This is a genomic window from Sulfurovum xiamenensis (assembly GCF_030347995.1).
In the GTDB taxonomy this organism is placed as follows: domain Bacteria; phylum Campylobacterota; class Campylobacteria; order Campylobacterales; family Sulfurovaceae; genus Sulfurovum; species Sulfurovum xiamenensis.
Genome location: NZ_JAQIBC010000002.1, coordinates 184,811 through 208,961 on the forward strand (window position 1 = coordinate 184,811; position 24,151 = coordinate 208,961).

Here is a 24,151-nt window from a genome sequence, read left to right on the forward strand (position 1 = left end):
TTGGCAAGCAATGTTTTGACGGAGAGCGTCAGTATGGTTTTTAGAGTAATCCCATAGCTAATTTTGCTTCATCGGTCATGCTGTCTTGACTCCATGGCGGATCAAAAACTATCTCTACATCTACGTCTTCAAGACCCTCTTGACGTGTAGCGATACTTTTGACCAGATCGATGATGACCTGTGAAAATGAACAGGTTGCTGAAGTCAGTGTCATCGTGATCTTGGCTTTTTTCATCATAGAGACTTCATCCGTCCATGTGTCTATATTATAGACGAGTCCCAGGTCATAAATATTCACCGGAAGTTCAGGGTCATAGATCTCTTTAAGATGTGCGATGATCTTTTCTGTCATCTCTTCATCTGTTGGCTGAGACTCGATAAATTTTTGTCTCTCTTCAGCCATTTTGTCATTGATGTTTTTCTCTTCACTACTCATGATGTTATCCTTGTTCTTTACATTTTTGTGCGTAGCCATAGACCATATTTAAAAATGCTTCCAAACTTTGCTGACGTACAGGGGAGAGGAGTTCTACCACACCCATATCATGAAGTTTAGCAGGATCAAAACTGAGTATCTCATCAGCTGGACGGTTAGAGAATATGTCTAAAAGAAGAGTCAGCATACCTTTGGCCATCTCAGAAGTACCTTCACCGCGAAGTTTGAGTATACCATTTTCACATTCGCCTACAAGCCATGCGTCAGAGGCACATCCCTTGACATAAGTATCATCATTCTTCAATTCGTCAGGAAGTGTTGTATGGCGTTTTCCCAAATCAAAAATGTACTCTAACTTTTCATTATCTGTAGGAAAAAGTTCAAAATCTTCTTTATACCTTGCTACTGTCTCTTCCATATTCATTAGTTATCCTTTTTGTGTGCTAAGTAAAAGACCTCTTCAAAAGCTTTTTTAATACGCTCTTGATGTCTACTGTCCTTAACCGTCTCGATCAGTGTATTTGCAAAAGCGATCACAAGTATTTTTCTGGCTTCAACACGACTAATACCACGGCTTTGTAGGTAGAAAAGCTGTTTTTCGCTGAGTTGACCAGTCGTTGCACCATGACTTGCTTCCAGTTCATCAATATAGATCTCAAGTTGCGGTTTTGCAGCCATATATGCTTTATCGTGAAGTAGTATCGCTTTAGAATTCTGCTCAGCTTTGGTATATTTACCACTCTTTTCTACACGAATAAGTGCATCAAAGATACCTCTGGATTCACCGTCCAAGATATTTTTAGCTTCCTGTTTAGAGGTCGAATGTTCACCACGATGTACGATCTGAGAGACAGTACCTCTTTTTGCTTCACTGTTGAGATAGAGAAGGTGACCTGCATCAACATGGGCACGCTCATCTAATTCTACTTTGAGTAGCTGAAGGGCATTGTCTCCACCTAGATCAAAGCTTTTAAATACGGCATGTGCATTTCTAGCAACATTGATCTTATGTGAAGCAACCATGCTATAACCGCTGTTTTGCATACGCTGCATTTTAACCACACGTAAGGAAGAGTCTTGTGAAATATGCATATCATACCCATAAAGTACAAGCGAATTCTCAATACCTTCTTCTACAAAGTTCTCATATACCGTTGCATGACGGTTCGCCTGTGTGTAGAGTACGATACGATAGTTGATCAAAGCATTGCTTTGGGTAAACTTATGCTCTATCTCTACCTCTGTATCTCCATCCAGCTCTATTTTGATCGCTTGTGGAGAGAGTAGGTGTCCAAGGTAATAGAGCGGATCAAAATGATCCATATCGATCTGGCCACATGCCTCATTGTAGACACGTAATCCTTGTGGAGCAGCTACCACCACACCATCAACGATCTCTATCTTATCAGAGACTCTAAGCGTTTTTGGAACATAGGTAAGTGTTTTGTACTCTTTTTCCAGGAGTTTTTCTACATCAAAGTAGCGATACTCTTCTGACTTTTTACTCGGAAGACCCAGTGATACAAAACGCTCTACCAAGATATCTCTATCTTTTATATCCAACAAGCCATTGACTTCTTGCAGGTTTTTGTTTTTAAGCGTTGAAAGGTTCATTATTCTTCCTCTATCGCGTCATATCCAGTATCTTCAAGCTGTGCTACAAGCTCCGGACCTGCTGTTTTGATCACTTTCCCATCTTTCAGTACATGGATATAATCCGGTTGGATATAGTCAAGAATACGGCTATAGTGTGTAATAACCAGGAATGAACGTTTACCGTCCTTCATCTTGTTGATCCCTTCAGATACAGCTCTTAGTGCATCAATGTCCAGTCCGGAGTCGATCTCATCAAGAATAATGACATCCGGCTCAAGAATAAGCATTTGAAGAATTTCATTACGCTTCTTTTCACCACCTGAGAAACCTTCGTTGAGTGAACGGCTGATCATATCTGATTTCATACCAAGCATCTCTAAATGGTCTCTCATAAGACGTAGGAACTCAGCTGAGTTCAACTCTTCTTTACCTTCGTGTTTACGTTTCGCATTGAGTGCTGTTCTTAGGAAATAGGCATTATTCACACCAGGGATCTCTACTGGGTGTTGAAATGAAAGGAAAATTCCCTCTAAAGCTCTCTCTTCAGGCTCCATCTCATTGATGTTCTTACCTTTGTAGATGATATTTCCACCAAGTAATTCAATGTCGTAGTGTCCTACAAGCGCTTTAGAAAGCGTAGACTTACCGGCACCGTTGGGTCCCATAATAGCATGGACCTTTCCTGGTTCCAATTCTAGGTTTAAACCTTTTAATATCTGCTTATCACCTATTTTCGCTTCTAAATTCTCAATTTTCAAAATACTCATCCTACACTTCCTTCTAATGTTAATTCTAATAATGCTTTTGCTTCCACCGCATACTCCATAGGGAGTTGGCTAAAGACTTGTTTACAGAAACCGTGAACGATCATACTCACGGCATCTTCTTCATTGATACCCCTTTGACGGAGGTAAAAAAGTTGTTCGTCACTGATCTTCGAGGTCGTTGCCTCGTGTTCTACCTGTCCTTGTGTATCTTTTGATTCAAGGTAAGGGAACGTATGTGCCCCACAGTTAGAACCTATGAGCAGTGAATCACACTCAGAGTAGTTTCTTGCACCCGTGGCATTAGCACCTATCTTCACCAATCCTCTATAGGTATTTTGGCCTTTCATTGCCGAGATACCTTTAGAGATGATCGTTGAAGAGGTGTTTTTACCGATATGTATCATCTTTGTACCTGTATCGGCTTGCTGGGCTAGGGTAGTGACTGCTACTGAGTAGAATTCACCCACAGAGTTGTCACCTTTCAAGATACATGACGGATATTTCCATGTAATGGCTGAACCGGTCTCTACCTGTGTCCATGAGATCTTGGAATTGTCTCCTTCACATATACCTCTTTTGGTAACGAAGTTGTAGATCCCGCCTTTCCCGTTTTCATCTCCTGGGAACCAGTTTTGGATCGTAGAGTATTTGATCTCTGCATCTTTCATTGCTACGAGTTCAACGACAGCTGCATGAAGTTGGTGCTCATCACGTGTCGGAGCAGAACATCCTTCATTATAACTTACATATGATCCTTCATCTGCTACGATCAGTGTACGTTCAAATTGTCCCGTGTTCATGGCATTGATCCTAAAGTACGTACTTAGCTCCATAGGGCAGCGTACACCTTTAGGAATGTATACAAAGGTTCCATCTGTAAATACCGCAGAGTTAAGCGCTGCAAAATAGTTATCTGCCATTGGTACAACAGAGAACATATATTTTTTAATGAGATCTGGGTGACGTTCTATCGCTTCTGAGATCGAACAGAAGATAACACCATGTTCAGCAAGTTCTTCAGCATAGGTGGTTTTGACCGAAACTGAGTCAACAACTGCATCTACAGCCACTTTCACACCGGCCAGTTGCTTTTGCTCTTCTAAAGAGATACCTAACTTGTTGTAGGCCTCTAGAATTTTAGGATCCACTTCATCTAAACTGTCAATACCTTCTTTCGGTGCTGCATAGTAAGAGATAGACTGGTAGTCTATCGGCTCATAGTCTAGTTTAGCCCAGTGCGGTTCAGTCATGGTTTCCCATTTTCTAAATGCTTTGATACGGAGTTCAAGCATCCAGTCAGGTTCACCTTTCTTTTTCGAGATGAACGCAATCGTCTCTTCTGAAAGTCCCGGTGGTGCGGTTTCGGTTTCGATATCTATCTCAAAGCCGAGGGCATACTCTCCTGAGACAGCTTTATCTAATCCTTCGTTTGCCATTTAAAATCCTTATATAGATCATTATTCTTTTACAAGTTATAGCACAATTATAGAGTGCGGTCAAGTATTTTTATAATATAGGAGTAATTTTATCCTATTTACCTTATATTTCAATAGGAATCGAATAATTCCTGTAATTTTATTATATCATGGGTAAGAGTGACAAGCGGATTTTGTTCATCTCCTCTGATATGCTCTTCAAATGTTGGTTGCCTGTTCTGGTAAAAAATGCCTATAGGTATGGGGTCATTTTCAAGTGCTTTTTGCATAGCTGAGGGTAGGTTATTACTCTCATAACTACTATCGAGTTCATAGGTGTTTTCATTGAACCATTTATAGGTGTTAACCTTATTAAAGACCACACAAGGTTGAAAGACATCTACCAAAGCATACCCTTTATGTAAAAAGGCTTCTTTGAGAACCTTTTTGGCATGGGCTTGATTTCCTATGTTGACACGTGATACAAAACCGGCCTTTAGTGCTAGAGCGACTGATATGGGGTTGAATGGTTCATTAGTGACCCCATTTACCTGTATGGGTGTTTTAAAACCTATCTGGGTTGTGGGTGAGGCCTGGCCTTTGGTAAGACCATAGACCATGTTATTGTGTACGATATGTACGATATCAGGATTACGCCTGATGGTATGCATAAAATGGTTCCCACCTTCACCATACATATCTCCATCCCCGCCTTCTGCGATGACATTTAGTGCAGGGTTGGAAGCTTTGAGTGCTGTAGCGACAGGAAGTGCACGCCCGTGAAGTCCACAGAACATATGTGTATCGATATAGTAGGGTGTCTTGGCAGCTTGCCCAATACCAGAGACTATAACTGTATGTTTAGGATCACATTCCAGTTCGGTCAGTACTTCTTCCAGGAGTTTCAGTATCCCAAAATTTCCACACCCTGGACACCATGCATTGTCTATGTTTGTTCTATCGAGCGGATGTTTCATGTTGTCTCCTTTAGTACTTTTTCCAATACTTCTTTTAACCGGTCCGTAAAAAAGCTAAAACCATTCGATTGTAAGATACGATGATCGATCTTGATATCATGGCTTTTCAAAATAGCTGCAAACTCTCCGGTGACATTGTTTTCTATCACTATATTGAGTGAAGTTTGTTTGAGAAATGCAAGGTGTTCCGTATTGAGGGGATGTACCCATGAAAAATGCACATGAAAGAGTCTGGGATCATCTAATGCATTTATTGCTTCCATGATGGCCCCTTTGGTAGATCCCCATCCTATGATCGCGATCTCTCCTTCTCCATAGACCTTAGGAGCAAATGCTTCTGAAATAGACAACTCGATCTTTTTTTGCCGCTTCTGAACCATCTTTTCACGCACATGGTAGCTCTCAGTGATTTGTCCACGCTCATCATGTTCATCACTGGTAGTGACCACTATTCCTTCACCCACACCCGGGACTCCCCGTGCTGAAATACCTGTATCACTCAGTCTGTAGCGATCATAAGATGCATCCGTAGGTTGAATATAGCGTCGTTGTTCATATGCTTCAAAATCCACTGTTTTTAAAAGACTGAGAGAGTCTGCCAAGTACTGGTCACTCATATAGATCACAGGCATCTGATACCTATCTGAAAGTTCAAAGGCTAGATAGCCGTAGTCGATACATTCCTGAAGATCTCCCGGTGCTAAGACAATACGACCAAAATATCCATGTCCACTATATATTGCAAGGTTCAGATCTCCCTGTTCTGTTCGTGTAGGCAAGCCTGTGGCTGGACCAGGACGCTGTGCCAGGTAGACGACGGCAGGTGTTTCACTCATTCCCGAAAGACTGATCGCTTCACTCATAAGTGCGAATCCACCCCCTGAAGTGGAGGTCATGGCTCTTGCCCCGCCATACCAGCCACCCAGCACCATATTCAGCGATGCGATCTCATCTTCACTCTGTTCAACCAACAGAGTAAACTCATTGGACATCGAAGCCATAAAGTTCAGTACTCCGGTAGAGGGGGACATAGGATAGGCAGTGATCATATTGCATCCTCCAGCCAAAAAACCAAATCCGGATGCGGAAGAGCCATCCATAAGATGCATGGAATCTGCAGAATCAAATAACGTTTCAGGAAGTTGTAGAGATGGGAAAGTCTCTAGATTATTACCATAGGTCAACCCTGCTTCCATCGCTCTTTCATTTCCTTGAAGATCCTCTTCATCAAAGAGCCTGCTAATACTTCCTGACAATGGTTGTGATGCAAGATTCAAGATGCCAAAAAGTACACCGGCGGCATAAGAATTCACATAATTTTTACTTCCAAGCTCTTTGGCTGTATGATTCATAGGTATAGATGTGATCTGTATCTGTTCGTGCTCAACATTCTCATCTGCCAAAACAACACTATCCTCCGTCAACCGTTCCTGTACATGCGAGAGGGCAGGGGTATCCAAGGCTATAAAAAGATCTACATACCAACATGGTGCGATGATAGGTCTGTCTGAAATACGGAGCAGGGTGGTGTTGCTTCCGCCTCGTACTCTTGACATATACTCTTTGGTGGAGAAGACAAAATAACCGCTGCGTTTAAAGGCAGCAGATAATATATTTTCCAGTGTCTTGATACCGGTTCCTGCTGCACCTCCGATAAGAATAGAAATACTATGACTCTTCCCATCTATATTTACTTCTTCATTTTGTGGTAGAGACACGGGTGACTTGGAGATCACTGACTGAAACGGTATGTTCATCTCTTTCATAGTAGGACTTATAGTCTCTTTCTTCATTTCTTCTTTACTATCATCTATGGTATCGTCTTTGATATCCTTTCTTGTATCCTCTGTGCTATTTGGCCAGGTGAGTTTGCCTCCGTAATATCCCAATATGATCACTGTTATCCCTGTAAGAAATATGATGCCATGATAAAATATACTCGGCAGTGTCGTTAAGTAAACCACACCAGGATCGTTAAGATAGATTATAATACCGATAATACCAAGAATGAGGGTGGTCACAGAGAATATCAGTTTCTTGATCAAAATATGGTTCAATGCCAGTTGGTAGTTGATCCACCAGCTTAATATGCCAGAAAACATCGTAAATATACCCATCACTGTGGAGACAAAAAAAGTGTAAAAAACTGCTGTAGCAAACGAGGCACTGGGTTGAAACAAAAAAATAAGATCCAGTCCGGAAGCAAAAAGATGTAGAGCAATAGGAAAATGAACCAGCATAGGATGTGGATGGTATTTACGGTACCATTGCACCCAATCTATTGTGCTTACATTATTTCGATCATTTTCATCCTCTTCATCGAGTGTATCTACGATCTCGAATTTTCCAAAGACCTCTTCACCATGGGGTGCATTTGCCAGAACATTTGTGAGGTCAACACCCGCTTCATGCATATTTTGATGGGTTCCATTTTTCCATAGTGGGCTGTTTGTGACATCATATATATTACCTTTATAGGCAATATATGCTTTTTGATTATTTTTTCCATTATACTGCTTCAATTTTTCCAAGGTCATACTCTAAGCTCCTGACTAGATGAATAATGACGAACTACGTTACAGCGAGATCAAGTTGCATTATCATCTTCTACTTTTACTTCTTTATAGTGAGGATCTCTAAAGTAAATGATACACCAGCCATTGGGATCAATACTTCCTTCCACCGTTTTACATTCATTGGTTTCAGGTATAAAGTGCATACATGTTTTACAGGCATTTCCATCTTTTGGTGTAGATTGATATTTTACGATATTCTTAGCTGTTTTGGCACTGATCGGTACAGGGAAAAAACTCACCAAACCAAGTGCTGACATATATCTAAAAAAATATCTTCTTGATGATTTCATGATCACTCCTTTACGTGTTAGAATGTTTGTGGTGTCCTACACACTCATTCTATGAAATATCATTGAGTACTTGCTTCTAGGTTTTCCGATACAAAGTCCCAATTCACAAGCTCCCACCATTTCTCAAGATAATCCGCTCTGGCATTTCTATAGTCAATATAGTAGGCATGTTCCCATACATCACATGTAAGTAATGGTGTATGACCTAAAAGAAGTGGATTACCAGCATTGGAAAATGATTCTATGCTCAATGTACCTGAGTCTTTTATACTCAGCCATACCCAGCCAGAACCAAACAAACCTGCTGCCATGTCTAAAAATTTCTCTTTAAATGACTCTATAGATCCAAAATCACGTTCAAATAAAGCCAACAGTTCTTTAGAAGGAGAAGTTGCTTTTTTGCTCATTCCATTAAAATAAAAATTATGGTTAAAGACTTGTGCAGCATTGTTAAATATACCACCATCGGCTTTTGTGACAATCTCTTCAAGTTTCATCTCTGCATAGACCGTACCCTCAATCAAAATATTAAGTTTATTTATATATCCGGCATGATGTTTACCATGATGGTATTGAAGTGTTTCTTTTGAAATATACGGTTCCAGTGCATTTTCATCAAAAGGTAAGTCCATTAATGTGTGTGTCATTCTTTATCCTTTTATATACTCATTTAGTATGTATTTTTATACTCTTATAGTAATCTAGAGTATGTGCAGTCTGCGTGTAGTTTTTTTATAGATCAATGAATTTATTAGTTAGAGTTTCTTATTTTTCAATCTTAATGCATTCAAGATCACCGACACCGAAGAGAAACTCATTGCAGCAGCAGCGATCATAGGAGAGAGCAAAATACCAAAGAAAGGGTAGAGCACACCTGCGGCGACAGGCACCCCTAGAGTATTGTAAATAAAGGCAAAAAAGAGGTTTTGTTTGATATTCTTCATGGTAGCCCGGCTAAGATGAACGGCTTTGACGATACCTCTTAGATCACCCTTAACAAGTGTGATCCCAGCACTCTCCATAGCAACATCCGTACCTGTACCCATTGCGATCCCTACGTGGGACTGGGCCAGTGCAGGGGCATCATTGATCCCGTCGCCTGCCATGGCGACGATCTCGCCTTGATCTTGAAGTGTTTTGATGATGTCTGCTTTGCCATCGGGGAGTACATCCGCATGTACTTCATCAATACCAAGTTTTCTCGCGACAGCATTGGCTGTGGTCAGGTTGTCTCCACTCATCATTACAACTTTCAGTCCATCTTTGTGGAGTGCATTGATGGCATCCTGTGTGGTCTCTTTTATGGGATCTGCCACGGCAATGAGGCCGGCGATCTCATCATCTATGGCGACCAGTACCACGGTAGCACCATCTCCTCTCAAGGATTCGGCCCTCTCTTTCAGACTGCTTGTATCGACCTCTAAAGATTCAAACAGATGTATGTTGCCTATCACCATTTCCCGTCCATTGACAACCCCCTTGATACCCTGACCGGTAATGGAGTCAAACGCTTTCACCTCAAGCAATGGTATCTTTTGTTCTTCTACTTCTTCCATGATTGACAGAGCGATAGGGTGTTCACTTGAATGTTCAAGAGAAGCACTCAACTGAAGCAGATCATTTTCCTCTATCTCTCCGACTGTTTCTATAGCAACAAGTTTAGGTTTACCCTCCGTCAATGTACCTGTCTTGTCGACGACCAACGTACTTACTTTTTCCATGATCTCCAACGCTTCAGCATTTTTGATCAGTACCCCATTCGCTGCTCCTTTTCCCGTACCCACCATGATCGAAATAGGTGTTGCCAAACCCAGGGCACAGGGGCAGGCTATGATGAGAACTGCTACTGCAGATACCAGTGCGTATGCCAATCTGGGCTCGGGCCCGATGAGATACCATACAATAAAGGTCAGAATAGATATAAACACCACCGTCGGTACAAAATAAAAGGAGACAAGGTCTGCGAGTTTCTGTATAGGTGCACGTGAACGTTGTGCTTTGGCTACCATATCGATGATCTGTGAGAGTAGGGTATCTGCACCGATCTTTTCTGCCTGCATCACAAGTGTACTGCTGCCATTGATCGTGGCACCGATCAGTTTCATGCCTGATGTTTTATTGACAGCGATAGGCTCACCCGTTACCATAGACTCATCCACATGGCTCGCTCCTTCCACTACAACACCGTCCACAGGTATCTTTTCTCCGGGACGGATACGCAGTTTGTCGCCTACTTTGACCTCTTCAGTAGAAACCGTCGTTTCCGATCCGTCAGGATGAATGAGCGTGGCAGTGTTGGGTGCAAGACTGAGAAGCATTTTGATGGCTTCATTGGTTCTTGAACGTGCCCGAAGCTCCAGTACCTGCCCCATCAGCACCAAAGCAGTGATCACTGCTGCTGCTTCAAAATAGACATGTACCGTACCCTCCGTTGACCGCATCTGTGGCGGGAAAATAGTGGGGAAAAGCAAGGCCACTAGACTATAGGTCCATGCCACCGAAACACCGAGCGCAATGAGCGTGAACATATTGGGGTTCCAACTTTTTACAGAGTGCCAAGCCCTGACGTAAAAAGGCCATCCAGCCCAAAGCACTACAGGGGTCGCCAAAGCAAACTCTATCCAGTATAAGGTTTTTGTTGAGAGGTTCTGCGGTAGAAGTGAAGGCATCATATCTGCTACCATCGCCAAGACAAAAAGAGGAAGCGCCAGGAACGCAGAGATCCAAAAACGCTGTGTCATTGACCTGAGTTCGATGTTCTCTCCTTCTTCAGCAGCCATCACAGGTTCGAGTGACATACCGCATATAGGACAGTTTCCTGGTCCATCCTTGATGATCTCCGGATGCATGGGGCAGGTGTATTGTGTCACACTCGGGCTTATGTCACAGCTGCCATCAGGACAACTCTCTGTGTGTAATGTGTCTTTTGTTTCTTTTGCATCTTCTGTATGAAGGTAGGTCTCTGGCGAGGCATCAAACTTGCTTTTGCACTGTTCGCTGCAGAAGTAGTAGGTCTTATGATGATAGGCACTTTTATATTTGGAATCCTCTGAAACATCCATACCGCACACCACATCTTTGTGAGCCTCTTTCATCGTTTTCCTTTTTCATCGTTTTCTTTTTTCATCGTTTTCTTTTTTGCACTATCCTTTTTTTGTCACTATCTTTGCTGTCACTTTTATCTATGCTATCACATAAGTGTGTATTATACGTGCACGTGACAGTTGGCTGATCAGGGAGGGATAAAGCATCCATTTATCAACGATCGTCCTTTTTATCGTATGTTTTAGTATGTTTTGTCAGGACCGAAGATGTTTTTTCTTTGCTCCTACAAGCCAGTAAGCAATGGCCAGTCCGACAATCACTCCGCCTATAACGAGCAGCTCATCCCCTTTTTCAGAAGACAAAGAGTATATCAGTACTTTTCTGATGAGTGCTGCCATGGCCAGCATGATAAAAGCACCTATGGCAAAGCCTTTACCCTGAAGGTGGTTGATCTCTTCATGGATAAGCTCGATCGTTGCCCATAGAACAAGCAGGCTTCCAAGCACGGTTAAGATTCCTTCTTCTATTTTCACATCAGTAAAAAATAACAGGTAGATGTCATATAAAAAAAGACCTATAGAAAAAAATGCAACGATAGCCAGTGCAGCAGCCAAAAAATAATTGATATAAGAGTTGAACTCTTTCAGTCCGGTCAGTATCTTCTTTTCGACTTTAGACAAAGAGAGAAACCTTCCTAACTCTTCTTCCCTGTAGGAACTTGTCAGAGAGTCAAGGTTCATGTCTATGATCTTTTCAACCGCATTGATCACTTTAATGTGTTCCTCTTTATTGTCGTAGTCATCTTCAATGTGCTTGAGCACAAAGGTTCTGACAAAGGTAAAAGCAGAATTGACATAATGCGTCGGCAGCCCGATCTTCATATGTACTTCACCGATCTTATATAGGTACATAAAGTACTGCAGGTCATACTTTCCGCTAAACAGGTTAATAAACCACTCCCTGATCTTTTTTCTATGTTTATCAATGATCTCTTGATTTTTTAAAAACTGAGCCGTTTCACCGAAGCCCCAGATATAATCATAAAATTCGTCTATAAAAGTATCTGCAATGGAAGCCATTTTAGGTTGAAGTGCGTTTAAGGTCTCTTCTTCCTCTGGTGTGAACCTGTAGTGCTCTTTAAGGCTTTTATAATCATTCATCATGAAGGTGGTCCTTTCTTTGTAAGTATAGAACAGCTGGAGGAGTAAAGTACCCTCTGTTTCGTTAGTATGTATTAAGAGTATAACAAAAATGTCTTTGAATTTTAAATATTTTAAATTATATAATTTAATAAGAAAAAGTGAACAAAGGAAAATCAATCTGTCCCATTTAACTCCAACTTCTTTATTGATAGAATACTCGCACAAGTTATAACTGTAATGTCTATGTTTCAAAGAACGGTCTTAAAGAGTTGCAAGCCCTCTTCGAAAACGATAAAATCCAAGTACAAGATCAAATAGCCAACACCGACAAAGAGATCGACCAAACGGTCTACAAACTCTATGATCTTACAGAAGATGAGATCTAGATAGTGGTGACTTGATTATGTAAGTGAGGGAAAATTTCTTCAATCGGTGTCGAATTTTTTGGGATATCATAATAGACACCTTCCATCATTATCGGTGCTAGAAAAACCATCGTATCCCCGCACCCCATTTTGTATCACTGTGATAACGTGCACCTATACTGAATTGTTTGTTGATACGGTAATCCAAAGTGGCAGACCATTCACTTTTGAGTTCAGTATCGTATTGGTATTCAAGTTCCAATCCCGTGTTATTGGTCAGCATGAGCTCTTTAATGAACCAGATCCGCGCATCTCCCTGACTGTCCACCCATAATTTTGCATCGATGAGTCCCGGAAGCAGATAGTTATACCCAATAATCGCACGTGTCTTATCACTTTCTCTGTCTGCAATGCTGACACCACCGAACCAGGAACTGAAACGGTCTATATACCTGTTATAAACAATGTAGTTATCATACTCTGTATCATAATCACTCTCCCAGTAAGCAATCAAACTGTTCTTCCCGCTTGCAGCTGCAAGCAATCCTTCATTCATACTGTCAAGTGCCAGCATATTACCCCAGAAGTACCACTTATCAAATTCCTTGATGAACCTGTTGTAACTGGCTTGTTCTTTTTGATTTTTGGGTGTACCGTAGCTGACTACACGTGTCATACCTGACATCATATGGTAAAGAATGTGACAGTGAAAGAGCCAGTCTTTTTCATAATCGGCTGCAAACTCTATGACACTCTTACCTAAAGGTGCGATATCCACTGTATGTTTCAGCGGTGAGCGACTTCCATTTTCATTCACCACACGGAAAAAATGTCCATGTAGATGCAACGGATGATGCATCATGGTCTTATTCTCAAAGATAAAACGTACATTCTCACCTTTTTTGATAGGTATTTTGTCTTCTTCGCTCAGTGTTTTACCGTTAAAACTCCAGATATAGCTGCGCATATCTCCATTCAGTGTGAGATGCACTTCTCTCCATGGACGTTTTTTATCAAGTGTGGTATCTTCCAATGCTTCGAGTTTGGCATAAGGAGTAGGCGGTCTTTGAGATAAGGACATATCCATTTTTTTCATATTCATGGAAGCGCCGCACTTCATACCAACTGCCGACTTCCCGCCACTGCATTTCATTGTTTTACTACCACCGATCCCTTTACCTTTAGGTTTCATAGAAGCGCCGCATCTCATGGCATAATAGTTTGGTTTGGGTACTCCTTTCACCGATTCCTTTTCTCCATGACCTATATAGATCGAAGCTTTTCCCGAACCATCTTGGGCAGTTGCCCTCAGTTCAAAAGTTCCATCATTGGGAACAGTGATGATAGCATCATAGGTCTCTGCAACAGATATAAGAAGTTTATCTTGATCAAAAGGCTTCACATCTACACCATCTGCAGAGACAATATGTAAAGGGCCATCTGCATACTGCACATAAAAAAAGGTGGAGGCAGAACCATTGATGATTCTCAGACGTATCTTCTCACCGGATTTTGCTTTGTAACTACTGTTCTGTTTGCCGTTGATAAGAAAAGCATCATAATAGACGTCAGAGAGGTCCATAGCAGGCATTTGATTTTTCCATTGTGTCAGCATATTGCCCACGGCATTGTGTTCAATTGCACCCCAGAGTGACTGTACAGTACCTTTTTTTATGGAATAGTATTCACTGCCGCGTTTCAGTGTTCTCATAACCTCCTGTGGGTCTTCATTGGTCCAGTCTGACAGAATAAGAACCAGTTCTTTATCCACTTTATACCGTTTCTTTTTCGGTTGGATCATAATGGAACCATACACACCTCTTTGTTCTTGAAGTCTAGTATGAGAATGGTACCAGTATGTTCCGGACTGTATCAGGGGAAATCGGAATGTGTACGAACCATGTGCCTTAATAGGAGGTGTAGTGAGATTTGGAACACCATCTTGATCGTTACGACCAGGAAAAAGAATACCATGCCAATGAATGGAAGTGTCTACATCCATATTGTTCGTTACTTTGATATTGACCCAATCTCCTTCTTGGGCTTTAATGGTAGGACCGGGGATACCTCCATTAATGGTCATAGCTTCTACATTTTCCCCTGTGAAATTTACTTGTTGATAGTCTATGGTAAGATTGTAGTAGACATCTTTAGCTGAAAGTAGTGTAGAGAGTAGATAGATTAATAGCAGTATCCATTTCATTACATAACCTTCTATTTTATGAAAAATAGAATAACAAGAATGTGTGTACCTTCTGTGCAACATAAATGATCATTTTTCTCTAAGAGCACTTGATTTTTCTTTATACTCTTCTGTGTCTATCTCTCCATTCGCATAGCGTTTATCAAGAATATCTTGAGCTGAAGCGTCTTGCTTTTCACTTTTTGTAGATTCCTTTAAACAATAAAAAACTATAAGTACGAAAACTATAAATGTGAACCACATTCCAAAACCCATACCCCAGCCATGATCAAAATAATGCATCTCTTATCCTTTATTCCATTGAATTGCGTATAGTAAGTCAGTGTGCATCGGCTATGTATACTTATGTAGTTTTTTAGAAAGATAAGTTGGGTAGCCTCATTTTATAGGCTACCACAGTCATTTATTGATTTTTCATCATCATACCTTGGCCGCCACACTTCATATCTTTACCTTGTTTCATACCTTGACCACCCATCATACTTTTTTTACCCATACCTTTATTTACCATCATACAACGGTTGTTGATCATTGCCTGGCAACAACAGCAGCAGCAACAGCAATGCATACCTTGACCACCCATCATACCTTGGTTACCCATGCCCATCATTCCTTGGCCACCCATCATACCTTGATTGCCCATACCCATCATTCCTTGACCACTCATCATGCCTTTACCTTGCATACCATATTTTTGACGCTCTTCCTGTGTCATGGATTGCATACGTTTTTGCATCTCTTTTCTAAAGTCATCTCTTTGCTCCATAGGTATACTACCACGCATATGCATCATATCTTCCGTACTCATATGCGAAAAATCTATCGCATACAGTGAGGCGATCATTGCTGCTATTATGATTAAAACTTTCATCCATATTCCTTTTATATCTTATTAGACAGACAACATCCTGCCATGTAATTATTGATCGTAATGTATCTCGATTTTGAGGATAGCAAGCCTATGTGTATTATGCGTGTAATTACAATAAAAGAAGATGTATATGAGGATTTTTAATTTAAGTTTTTCTAGTATCTTCGAGTGTTAATAACTAATTTCATCTCCAACACTGATCATCCCACTTTGTACAATAAGAGCCCTGTATCCACCTATATGTTTCAGTCCCTTCATCATATCTTCATCTAAAAGTCTGGAAAGGTAACGGCATGGAGGACAGGTACGTACGATGCGGAACTTGGTCGTACCAATGCTGAAAATTTTCTCTTCCAACAGTGAAGCATCGAAGTTTTTGATAATAAGGTTTCGACGCAGGTCCAAAAAGTCCAAGTGACTCTCTAATCGGCTGTTACACTCTGCCAAAGATTCAAAAGGAAGTATACTGATCTCTCTTACATCTTGGGAAAGTTGGGGTTTATTGAAGGTGCCTTGTCCGTAGAAATAACGGTCACCCTCCAAGCCTTTACCTTTAACAGCCTGGGCACTCTCTACGTAACGTAAAGGTTCTTTGGCTTTTTCACCGATGATAATGGCATGCAGGGACATCATTTTCATAATATTTTAGGGTCGATATACCCTTACATTTTTAACATTCTCTGCATCACGCAGATACTGGGCATGTAGTTGGCTCATGATCCCTTTGTCACAGTAGAGTAGATACTCCTTATCCTGCGGCAGCTTCTTGAACTCTGTCTTGAGTTTATGGAATGGGATCTTAATGCTTTTACACGGTGTTTCGATGCACTCATCTTCCGTACGTATATCTATGACCACATACTTATCATCATTGAGGTCATGTATCACCTCTACAGGTGCCGCATTGGTCACATCATCGATGATCTCATCGACATAGATCTTCTGTGCATCTTCTACAGCTTTATCCAGCACAGAGTAGTCAAAACGTGCTGCTTCTTTTTCCATGCGCTTATATGAACCGTGCGTAATAGGGTTTTTGGAGATGACACCGCAGTACTCAGGCATATTCTCTGCAAAACGGCGTGTGCCTATCTCACTGGCTATCTTGATGATCTCAGGTTTGTTCATTGTAGCGAGTGGACGTAAAATGAGTTTATTGGTCACCTGGTCGATCAGTGCCAGGTTACGCAAGGTCTGACTAGAAACTTGTGCCACGCTTTCACCCGTAAGCAGTGCATCTATTTCCAGTTCATTGGCCACTTTTTCAGCGGCAAGGAGCATAAGACGCTTGAGTGTTACACCCATGTAGCTCTCATGGGTCGAACGGAATATCTCTTCGATGACTGCATCAAATGGCACAGAGATGAAAGAGACACGATGCGAAGCACCGAACTTGGACCAAAGGTAAAGTGCAACTTGTTTGACACCTATCTCATGGGCGATCCCACCAAGGTTGAAGAAGATGAAATGGGTTTTTATACCCCTTTTCATCGTGAGGTAAGAGGCCACTGTCGAGTCAAAACCACCGGACATCAGCGAGAGTATATCTCCCTGTGTACCTAAAGGAAAACCACTGAGTCCCTCATGTTTGATCGTAATGATATTGAGTTGCTTATTGAGGAGCTCCAGACGAATCGTGACTTCCGGATGATGCAGGTCCACACCTTTTGTCTCATTGTGTGCCAACATATATCCGCCTACGGTCTGTGCTATTTGTGTAGAATTAAAAGGGTGAGTTCCTGAACGTTTAACACGTACCACAAAGGTCTTACCTATGATCTCTTTTGCCATCATTTCATTGACTTTGACCTTGATCTGATCCAGTGTTTCCATGCCATCAAACTGTAATGCTTCGAGTACCTGTTCTATACCTGGGGTGTCAAGAAGTGTTTGGCGTACCTCAGTAAGAAATTCTATAGGTGTAACAACCTCAATCTTATCAGAGAACTTTTTGACCGTGATATCAGCACTATATCTACCTAAAAGTTTTACAAGATTGTTATAAAGCTGTCCTACCATTTGTCGTTTGGCAGAAGAACCTTTGACCATGATCTCCGGAAAGAGTTTTAAAATGAATTTTTGTGTTTGAACTGATGAAGTTTCCACTATAGTACACCCTTGTTTTTGTATGGGCAGCATTATAACACAAGAGGACTAAATGGCTATCACCTAATCCTCAAGCGGGAAGTGCAGTGATACTGATCTTGATGCCTCGAAAAGTGCCTGTGTTGCAATGAAAACACTGCGATTGGTATTGAGCAGAGAGATCACTTTCTTTTCGTTAATACCTTTATGACTGATAGAAATACTTGCTTCGTTCATTATACGATGATTCTCTTCTTCTGCTTTAGAGAATTTTTCTGTACATTTATCCATACTCCATACTTCTTCCATATAATTGATATAAATCAGGATCGCATAGAGAAGATTTCTTCGTATAGCATCATAGATCGTATGAATGGTCTCACTGCTGCTTTCTGAGAATTCATTCATGTCATTTTTTATATCTTTCAGCATCTTAGCTGCATAGACAGATTCACGTACGGATGCTAAAAGTGTTTGCAGGCTTTTTCTTTCATCCTCCAAAAGATCTTGTTGGTTCAAAACCGACACAAATTCCATGATCTTGATCTCTATCTCTTTAATCGTGTTATAGGCTATTTTATGATCGAATTCTATTTGCTCTTGATTGGCTTCTACAGCCTCTTTCAGACCTAGTTTTTTTACAAAAATATCATTGGGTTTTATATTTGCGACCAAAAGTGCATATTTCATCGTTTTAACAAAGAGATTGTTTACTTCATCACGTAATGCAACCAGTGCCGTTTCTGAAAATTCAGGATCGACCAAATGTATATACCGTGTCGGTTCGGGTTCACGATAGACAAAAAGTCGTTTCAAGTACTTAGCCATCAGTGATATAAAAGGAAGCAGCAGCACGACACCCAATACATTAAATATCGTATGAAAAAGAGCCAATGCTGTGATAGGGTCATGCTTTAAAGCCGGAATATCCATCAAAAACTGTGTCAAAGGTGTAAGTATCAAGAATGCGACGACCGCAGTGATAAAGTTAAAGATAAAATGTGCCAGAGCTGCACGCTTTTTATCAGGTATACCACCCATAGCACCAAGCATCGCTGTTACAGTTGTCCCTATATTCGTACCGATCACCATGGCAGCGGCCTGTTCAAAGTTTAAGATGTGTACATAGAGTGCACTCAGTGCAATAGCTGTAGCCGCTGAACTTGACTGGATAAGTGCTGTAAGAAAAAAACCGATACCAACAAAAGCGATGAGAGGTAAATGTGAAAATTTCTCAAGGTTAATCAGACTGGTTAAAGACTCTATAGAGTTTTTCATAAATTCAAGACCAAGAAATAAAAGGCCGAACCCAACAAATACTTTAGCCACAGATGTAATTTTTTGATTTGAAGATGCAAATATAAGCAGCAGACCTCCTGCACCTATCATCGGTAAAGCAAAAGCTTCAATCTTAACCTTAAAACCAAGTGTTGCAACGATCCATGATGTCACAGTTGTACCGACATTTGCACCAAATATAACGGCAATCCCCGAATACAATGTGATCAGAGAGGCACTCACAAATGATAATGTCATAAGCGTGACGACAGAAGAACTTTGAAGCATCGCAGTGGCAATCGTTCCGGTCATTAGAGATTTAAGAGTAGAAGATGTTGAGTTCTTGACCCAGGTTTTAAAACGGCGCCCGGCTGCCTCTTTCAGTGCAAGTTCCATATATAACATACCAAACAGGAACATTCCCAACCCAGAAAGTGCTTGTATAAGTTGCCCAGCCATAGATTTATCTCTTTTTAAGAACATTATATCACTATTCTTATGATTGAAGCAACTGCGTACTTAAGATAATACTACCTTTAAATGAAAACACTTTATTTAAATGCTTATCATCATATTCATAGATTATTTTCAGTATTTGTAAAATTTATTTATCCTATACTTAAGATAAATAAATCATAGGGATTTTAATTTATGAAGCATAAAAAAATTGAGCATAGTAAACCTTTAGTGGAACTGTTGCATGGTGAAGCCATAGAAGAAGGTATCAGTAGGAGAACAGCACTCAAAATGATGGGGGTCGGTGGGGCGGCCACATTGGTGGGTTCATCTCCTTTTTTACAAGCAGATGAAGCACCAACAGCCAAAAGTGAAAAGAATGCCAAGATCTTGATTGTTGGTGGTGGAGCAGGCGGTATCATGGCACTTGCCAGACTTCACAGTGCTTTACCTAATGCAGATATTACGATCATTGCACCCAATGAGACACACCTTTATCAGCCGGGACAGGTCTTTATGGCTGCCGGGCTTTATACGTTAGATGATATTGCAAAAGAGAATAGAGAGTTCATACCGGAGGATGTCAATTGGATCAAAGATGAAGTTGCTTCATTTGATCCGGATAACAATAAAGTAACGACACGTGCCGGTGTGGAAGTACCTTATGATTATATGGTCGTGGCTACCGGGATAGTCTATCACTATGATTGGATCAAAGGTCTGAGTGAAGAGGATATAGGTAAAAACAGTATCTCCAGTGTCTATCTGAACAATCTGGAAAAAGGTACCGCTAAAGGTGGTGAAGTGACTTTGCACTGGTTCAACGCGCTCAAAGAGGCAGCAGCTTCAGGTAAAAAACCAACAGTACTCTATACAAGTCCGAACACACCTATCAAATGTGGTGGTGCACCACAAAAGATCCTCTACCTCAGTGCAGATCATTTGAAAAAAAATGATTTAGGGGCGAATTATATTTACGCTACTGACAGTGCAAAACTGTTTCACATCCCTGAGATCGAAAAATCACTGCTAGAAGTACAAAATAAGTATGACACCATTACCAATCATTTTAGACACAATCTTATTGCCATAGATACAAAGAACAAGGTAGCAACGTTTGAAGAGACCTATGAGGTCAAAGGGGAATATGATGAAGATCTGGAAGAGTATGATATATCTGAAGAAAAAAGAATGGTAGACATCTCTTATGACTTCATTCATATTGTACCGCCTATGGGGCCTCCTCAGGCATTGGTGGATTCTCAATTGGGTTGGCAAAAAGGTACTGCTAAGGGATGGCTTGAAGTAGACCAGGAAACACTGCAGCATAGAAGATACCCAAATGTATTTGGCATGGGTGATGTTTGTGGTATTCCGTTAGGTAAAACCGGTGGATCTACTAGACATCATGGTCCTATCGCTGTGGGCAACCTTATTTCAGCACTTGAAGGTAAGCCACTGATGGAGAAATTCGATGGGTACACAGTCTGTCCGCTTAAAACAGAATATGGTGAGATCATCATGGCTGAATTTAACTACAAAGGTCTAGCACCTACCGTACCATTCCTGGATCCTGCAAAACCCAGATTTCTGTGGTGGGCATTTGACCTCTATCAGTTGAAACCGATGTACTGGTATCTTATGTTGAGAGGATGGTTCTAGAAAATAGATAATTGTCATAATTAAAAATTATTTTATAATATTTGGTAGAAGCAAATATTATTAGAGTTCCTATGATATACTTAGCACATACAAAAATTAAAGGGGTTGAAGATGAATGGTTTTGATGCACTTTATGCAAAAGCAAAAGATCGTATACAGGCGTTGTCTGAGTTGCCTTCATTTAAAGAAGAGTCTATAGAGCAGATGCTTGAAGGTCGTGGTATTGAGCGGCGTGACTTCATCAAATGGGCTGCAGGTATTACAGCAATGCTTGCCCTGCCTTCCCAATTCACTCCTTTATTTGCTGAAGCTGCTAAAATGGCCGATCGTATACCGTTGGTCTGGCTCCATATGGCAGAGTGTACAGGATGTAGTGAATCTTTTATACGCTCTGATGCGCCAACAGTCGATTCCCTGATTTTTGACTATATCTCTCTTGAATACCATGAGACACTCATGGCTGCATCAGGCTGGCAAGCGGAAGAAAACCTGAATCAAGCTTTAAAAAAATATGCAGGAAGGTATATTCTCCTTGTTGAGGGTGGAGTACCGACAGCTATGAACGGTCAGTATTTGACCATGGGACCCCAAGGTCGAACAGGCCTCAGTGTTGTTACAGAAGCGGCCAAAGACGCAGCAGCGATCTTTTCCATAGGAACTTGTGCTGCGTTTGGTGGTATTCAGGCTGCTGCACCAAATCCTACCGGTGCAAAAGGTGTTGACAAGGTGGTTTCTCAATCTGTTATCAATGTTCCTGGTTGTCCTCCAAGTGCTTCAAATATTGTTGGTACACTGATGCACTTTTTACTCTTTGGTACACTGCCTGCACTTGACCGTTACCATCGTCCAAAATGGGCATACGGTAACCGCATACATGATCTTTGTGAACGTCGCGGACATTTTGATGCCGGAGAGTTCGTAGAGAGTTTCGGTGATGATGGTGCTAAAGACGGATGGTGTCTCTATAAGCAGGGATGTAAAGGTCCGTATACCTTTAACAACTGTTCTACAGAACGCTTTAACCAGCATGTCAATTGGCCGATTGGTGCGGGACACGGTTGTATGGGATGTTCTGAACCGGACTTCTGGGATACGATGGGGCCATTGGAAAAACCGATCGATTCACATCTCGTCATGGGACTCAACTCCACTGTTGATAAGATAGGCACCACACTTCTTACTGCAACATTGGTTGGTATAGGTGCACATGCCGTTGCAAGTATATTTATGAATAAACATGATGAAAAGGGGGGAGTAAGTCATGGGTAACAGACGTGTAGTGATCGATCCGATAACTAGAATTGAGGGACATCTGCGTATAGAAGTCGAAGTAGATGAAAACAATGTAGTACAAAAAGCCTACTCATCATCGACTTTGTGGAGAGGGATCGAACTTATTCTTAAAGGGCGTGATCCTCGTGATGCTGGACTTATGTCACAGCGTATCTGTGGTGTTTGTACTTATTCACATTACAAGGCCGGTGTGGAAGCGGTAGAGAATGCCTTAGGTGTAGAAGCACCCTACAATGCACAATTGATACGTTCACTTCTTAATGAATCTCTTTATATGCATGACCATGTGGTACATTTCTACCACTTACATGGTCTTGACTGGGTCGATGTGGTCTCAGCATTGAGTGCAGACCCTGAAAAAGCATCCAAGTTGGCTTTTAAATATTCTGATTCACCTATAGCAACAGGAGCAGATGAACTGACTGCTGTACAAAAGAGAGTGAAAGAGTTTGTAGATAAAGGTCAACTTGGTCCATTCGCCAATGCCTATTGGGGGAATGGCACCTACAAATTCTCTCCGGAACAGAACCTTATCGCACTTTCACATTATCTCAAGGCACTAGAGGTACAGCGTGTAGCTGCACAGATGTTCGCTATCTTTGGAGCAAAACAGCCGCATCCGCAAAGTCTTGTGGTGGGTGGGGTGACCTGTGTCAGAGATATATTGAGTCCTACACGTCTGGCTCAATGGAAAGAAAAATACAAAATTGTTAAAGACTTCATCGATCGTGCCTATCAGGCAGATATCATCATGGCTGCAGAAGCCTACGGTACAGAAGAAACCGTACTAGGTGGAGTAGGGGTGAAGAACTTCCTTGCTGCTGATGCATTTATGCTAAACCGTACAGAAAATCTTTTCCAAAGTGGGTACATCACAAATGGTGATATTACTCAAGTATTCGATATTGATGATATGAAGATAGAAGAAGATGTGACACACGCATGGTATAAAGGTACAAATCACTTACAACCTTGGGATGGTGTGACTGAACCAGACTATACTGGTTTTGTAGATGGTGATACTGTGAATGGAGAAGCAAAGATCATCGATGAAAATGCAAAATACTCTTGGGTGAAATCACCTCGTTATGACGATCAAGCGATGGAGGTTGGTCCCTTAGCCTGTTTACTGGTTAATTATGCCAGAGGCAATACAAAGGTCCAAGCGGAAGTAGGCGCTTTTCTAAAAAGGACGGGACTGCCGGTAGGTGCACTCTTTACGACATTAGGTAGAACAGCGGCAAGAATGCTTCAAACTAAATTGATATCTGACAATGCTATCATAACCTTTAATTCACTGGTAGAGAATATCAAAACCGATGACAGTACGTACACTAAGTTTGAGATTGATCATTCAAAAGTCTACAAAGGCCGCTTTATAGGAGAAGCTCCTCGTGGAACACTTAGTCACTGGGTACGTATTAAAGATGGAGTCATAGAAAATTATCAAGCAGTCGTACCAACAACATGGAATGCTGGACCGATGGACGGTAACGGTACTATTGGCCCTTATGAAGCATCCTTGGTAGGTTTAAAACTTGAAGATCCGACCAAACCGCTTGAAGTACTCAGAGTGATTCACTCTTTTGATCCTTGTATGTCATGTTCCGTACATGTGATGGATATGAAAGGTGCAGAACTTAGTGAATTTAAAGTGAATCCTATGAACAGTGGGACAGCTTGTTAATGTGTTA

Annotated in this window: 20 protein-coding genes; 3 read left to right on the top strand and 17 right to left on the bottom strand. The window is 41.2% G+C overall.

The genetic code is table 11. From position 1 onward, the window contains the following. Nucleotides 1-40 precede the first annotated feature (40 nt). The 17 genes from PF327_RS04040 to PF327_RS04120 all read right to left on the bottom strand — a co-directional run bounded on the left by PF327_RS04040 (nucleotide 41) and on the right by PF327_RS04120 (nucleotide 19,505). Entirely contained in the window at nucleotides 41-436 is a 396-nt protein-coding gene (locus tag PF327_RS04040) for a metal-sulfur cluster assembly factor (RefSeq protein ID WP_008242842.1), read from the bottom strand. Nucleotides 437-440: 4 nt separating this feature from the next. Beyond that, nucleotides 441-860, bottom strand: coding sequence for a SufE family protein (locus PF327_RS04045; RefSeq protein WP_008242840.1), 420 nt, complete (start codon nucleotides 858-860; stop codon nucleotides 441-443). Beyond that, nucleotides 860-2,050, bottom strand: a complete 1,191-nt coding sequence (locus PF327_RS04050) for a SufD family Fe-S cluster assembly protein (protein WP_008242838.1) — start codon at nucleotides 2,048-2,050, stop codon at nucleotides 860-862. Before PF327_RS04050 ends, PF327_RS04045 begins: the two co-directional genes overlap by 1 nt. Next, nucleotides 2,050-2,799 (bottom strand): Fe-S cluster assembly ATPase SufC, encoded by a 750-nt coding sequence (sufC, locus tag PF327_RS04055; RefSeq protein WP_008242835.1) that lies wholly within the window; start codon nucleotides 2,797-2,799, stop codon nucleotides 2,050-2,052. Before sufC ends, PF327_RS04050 begins: the two co-directional genes overlap by 1 nt. After that, nucleotides 2,796-4,235: a Fe-S cluster assembly protein SufB gene (gene sufB, locus PF327_RS04060; protein WP_008242833.1), complete on the bottom strand. Its 1,440-nt coding sequence runs from the start codon at nucleotides 4,233-4,235 to the stop codon at nucleotides 2,796-2,798. The genes sufC and sufB overlap by 4 nt, the downstream gene beginning before the upstream one ends. A gap of 110 nt (nucleotides 4,236-4,345) precedes the next feature. After that, nucleotides 4,346-5,191 (bottom strand): thiamine pyrophosphate-dependent enzyme, encoded by an 846-nt coding sequence (locus PF327_RS04065; RefSeq protein ID WP_289401463.1) that lies wholly within the window; start codon nucleotides 5,189-5,191, stop codon nucleotides 4,346-4,348. Then, a complete protein-coding gene (locus PF327_RS04070) occupies nucleotides 5,188-7,728 on the bottom strand; it encodes a 2-oxoacid:acceptor oxidoreductase subunit alpha (protein ID WP_289401464.1) in 2,541 nt (846 codons plus the stop codon). The genes PF327_RS04065 and PF327_RS04070 overlap by 4 nt, the downstream gene beginning before the upstream one ends. 50 nt (nucleotides 7,729-7,778) lie before the next feature. Continuing rightward, nucleotides 7,779-8,057, bottom strand: a complete 279-nt coding sequence (locus PF327_RS04075) for an iron oxidase oxidoreductase (protein WP_289401465.1) — start codon at nucleotides 8,055-8,057, stop codon at nucleotides 7,779-7,781. Between the two features lie 59 nt (nucleotides 8,058-8,116). Then, entirely contained in the window at nucleotides 8,117-8,704 is a 588-nt protein-coding gene (locus tag PF327_RS04080) for a superoxide dismutase (protein ID WP_289401466.1), read from the bottom strand. A gap of 108 nt (nucleotides 8,705-8,812) precedes the next feature. Then, entirely contained in the window at nucleotides 8,813-11,152 is a 2,340-nt protein-coding gene (locus PF327_RS04085) for a heavy metal translocating P-type ATPase (protein ID WP_289401467.1), read from the bottom strand. A gap of 204 nt (nucleotides 11,153-11,356) precedes the next feature. Continuing rightward, nucleotides 11,357-12,265, bottom strand: coding sequence for a protoglobin domain-containing protein (locus PF327_RS04090; RefSeq protein WP_008242816.1), 909 nt, complete (start codon nucleotides 12,263-12,265; stop codon nucleotides 11,357-11,359). Nucleotides 12,266-12,727: 462 nt separating this feature from the next. Further along, on the bottom strand, nucleotides 12,728-14,812 hold the full coding sequence (locus PF327_RS04095) for a multicopper oxidase domain-containing protein (protein WP_008242814.1): 2,085 nt from the start codon (nucleotides 14,810-14,812) through the stop codon (nucleotides 12,728-12,730). A gap of 69 nt (nucleotides 14,813-14,881) precedes the next feature. Further along, entirely contained in the window at nucleotides 14,882-15,094 is a 213-nt protein-coding gene (locus PF327_RS04100) for an SHOCT domain-containing protein (protein WP_008242809.1), read from the bottom strand. 121 nt (nucleotides 15,095-15,215) lie between these two features. After that, nucleotides 15,216-15,683, bottom strand: a complete 468-nt coding sequence (locus PF327_RS04105) for a DUF1104 domain-containing protein (protein ID WP_289401468.1) — start codon at nucleotides 15,681-15,683, stop codon at nucleotides 15,216-15,218. A 171-nt stretch (nucleotides 15,684-15,854) separates the two neighbouring features. Then, nucleotides 15,855-16,313: an MOSC domain-containing protein gene (locus PF327_RS04110; protein ID WP_289401469.1), complete on the bottom strand. Its 459-nt coding sequence runs from the start codon at nucleotides 16,311-16,313 to the stop codon at nucleotides 15,855-15,857. Between the two features lie 15 nt (nucleotides 16,314-16,328). Further along, nucleotides 16,329-17,789, bottom strand: coding sequence for a tRNA uracil 4-sulfurtransferase ThiI (gene thiI, locus PF327_RS04115; protein WP_289401470.1), 1,461 nt, complete (start codon nucleotides 17,787-17,789; stop codon nucleotides 16,329-16,331). A 63-nt stretch (nucleotides 17,790-17,852) separates the two neighbouring features. Beyond that, nucleotides 17,853-19,505 carry a Na/Pi cotransporter family protein gene (locus PF327_RS04120; protein ID WP_008242805.1) on the bottom strand — a complete coding sequence of 551 codons (1,653 nt, stop codon included), beginning with the start codon at nucleotides 19,503-19,505 and terminating at the stop codon, nucleotides 17,853-17,855. A gap of 192 nt (nucleotides 19,506-19,697) precedes the next feature. Between PF327_RS04120 and PF327_RS04125 the strand changes: the two genes are divergently transcribed. From PF327_RS04125 to PF327_RS04135, 3 genes are all read left to right on the top strand, one after another. Continuing rightward, on the top strand, nucleotides 19,698-21,164 hold the full coding sequence (locus PF327_RS04125) for an NAD(P)/FAD-dependent oxidoreductase (protein ID WP_008242798.1): 1,467 nt from the start codon (nucleotides 19,698-19,700) through the stop codon (nucleotides 21,162-21,164). 111 nt (nucleotides 21,165-21,275) lie between these two features. Continuing rightward, the gene (locus PF327_RS04130; protein WP_289401471.1) at nucleotides 21,276-22,433 is read left to right on the top strand and encodes a hydrogenase small subunit; all 1,158 of its coding nucleotides are present in this window, start codon (nucleotides 21,276-21,278) and stop codon (nucleotides 22,431-22,433) included. Then, the gene (locus tag PF327_RS04135) at nucleotides 22,426-24,144 is read left to right on the top strand and encodes a nickel-dependent hydrogenase large subunit (protein ID WP_289401472.1); all 1,719 of its coding nucleotides are present in this window, start codon (nucleotides 22,426-22,428) and stop codon (nucleotides 24,142-24,144) included. Before PF327_RS04130 ends, PF327_RS04135 begins: the two co-directional genes overlap by 8 nt. The last annotated feature ends 7 nt before the right edge of the window (nucleotides 24,145-24,151 follow it).

Coding starts and splice junctions, on each gene's coding strand:
- PF327_RS04040 (WP_008242842.1), bottom strand. CDS start 436: ATGAGTAGTGAAGAGAAAAACATCAATGACAAAATGGCTGAAGAGAGA.
- PF327_RS04045 (WP_008242840.1), bottom strand. CDS start 860: ATGAATATGGAAGAGACAGTAGCAAGGTATAAAGAAGATTTTGAACTT.
- PF327_RS04050 (WP_008242838.1), bottom strand. CDS start 2,050: ATGAACCTTTCAACGCTTAAAAACAAAAACCTGCAAGAAGTCAATGGC.
- sufC (WP_008242835.1), bottom strand. CDS start 2,799: ATGAGTATTTTGAAAATTGAGAATTTAGAAGCGAAAATAGGTGATAAG.
- sufB (WP_008242833.1), bottom strand. CDS start 4,235: ATGGCAAACGAAGGATTAGATAAAGCTGTCTCAGGAGAGTATGCCCTC.
- PF327_RS04065 (WP_289401463.1), bottom strand. CDS start 5,191: ATGAAACATCCGCTCGATAGAACAAACATAGACAATGCATGGTGTCCA.
- PF327_RS04070 (WP_289401464.1), bottom strand. CDS start 7,728: ATGACCTTGGAAAAATTGAAGCAGTATAATGGAAAAAATAATCAAAAA.
- PF327_RS04075 (WP_289401465.1), bottom strand. CDS start 8,057: ATGAAATCATCAAGAAGATATTTTTTTAGATATATGTCAGCACTTGGT.
- PF327_RS04080 (WP_289401466.1), bottom strand. CDS start 8,704: ATGACACACACATTAATGGACTTACCTTTTGATGAAAATGCACTGGAA.
- PF327_RS04085 (WP_289401467.1), bottom strand. CDS start 11,152: ATGAAAGAGGCTCACAAAGATGTGGTGTGCGGTATGGATGTTTCAGAG.
- PF327_RS04090 (WP_008242816.1), bottom strand. CDS start 12,265: ATGATGAATGATTATAAAAGCCTTAAAGAGCACTACAGGTTCACACCA.
- PF327_RS04095 (WP_008242814.1), bottom strand. CDS start 14,812: ATGAAATGGATACTGCTATTAATCTATCTACTCTCTACACTACTTTCA.
- PF327_RS04100 (WP_008242809.1), bottom strand. CDS start 15,094: ATGCATTATTTTGATCATGGCTGGGGTATGGGTTTTGGAATGTGGTTC.
- PF327_RS04105 (WP_289401468.1), bottom strand. CDS start 15,683: ATGAAAGTTTTAATCATAATAGCAGCAATGATCGCCTCACTGTATGCG.
- PF327_RS04110 (WP_289401469.1), bottom strand. CDS start 16,313: ATGTCCCTGCATGCCATTATCATCGGTGAAAAAGCCAAAGAACCTTTA.
- PF327_RS04120 (WP_008242805.1), bottom strand. CDS start 19,505: ATGGCTGGGCAACTTATACAAGCACTTTCTGGGTTGGGAATGTTCCTG.
- PF327_RS04125 (WP_008242798.1), top strand. CDS start 19,698: ATGAAGCATAAAAAAATTGAGCATAGTAAACCTTTAGTGGAACTGTTG.
- PF327_RS04130 (WP_289401471.1), top strand. CDS start 21,276: ATGAATGGTTTTGATGCACTTTATGCAAAAGCAAAAGATCGTATACAG.
- PF327_RS04135 (WP_289401472.1), top strand. CDS start 22,426: ATGGGTAACAGACGTGTAGTGATCGATCCGATAACTAGAATTGAGGGA.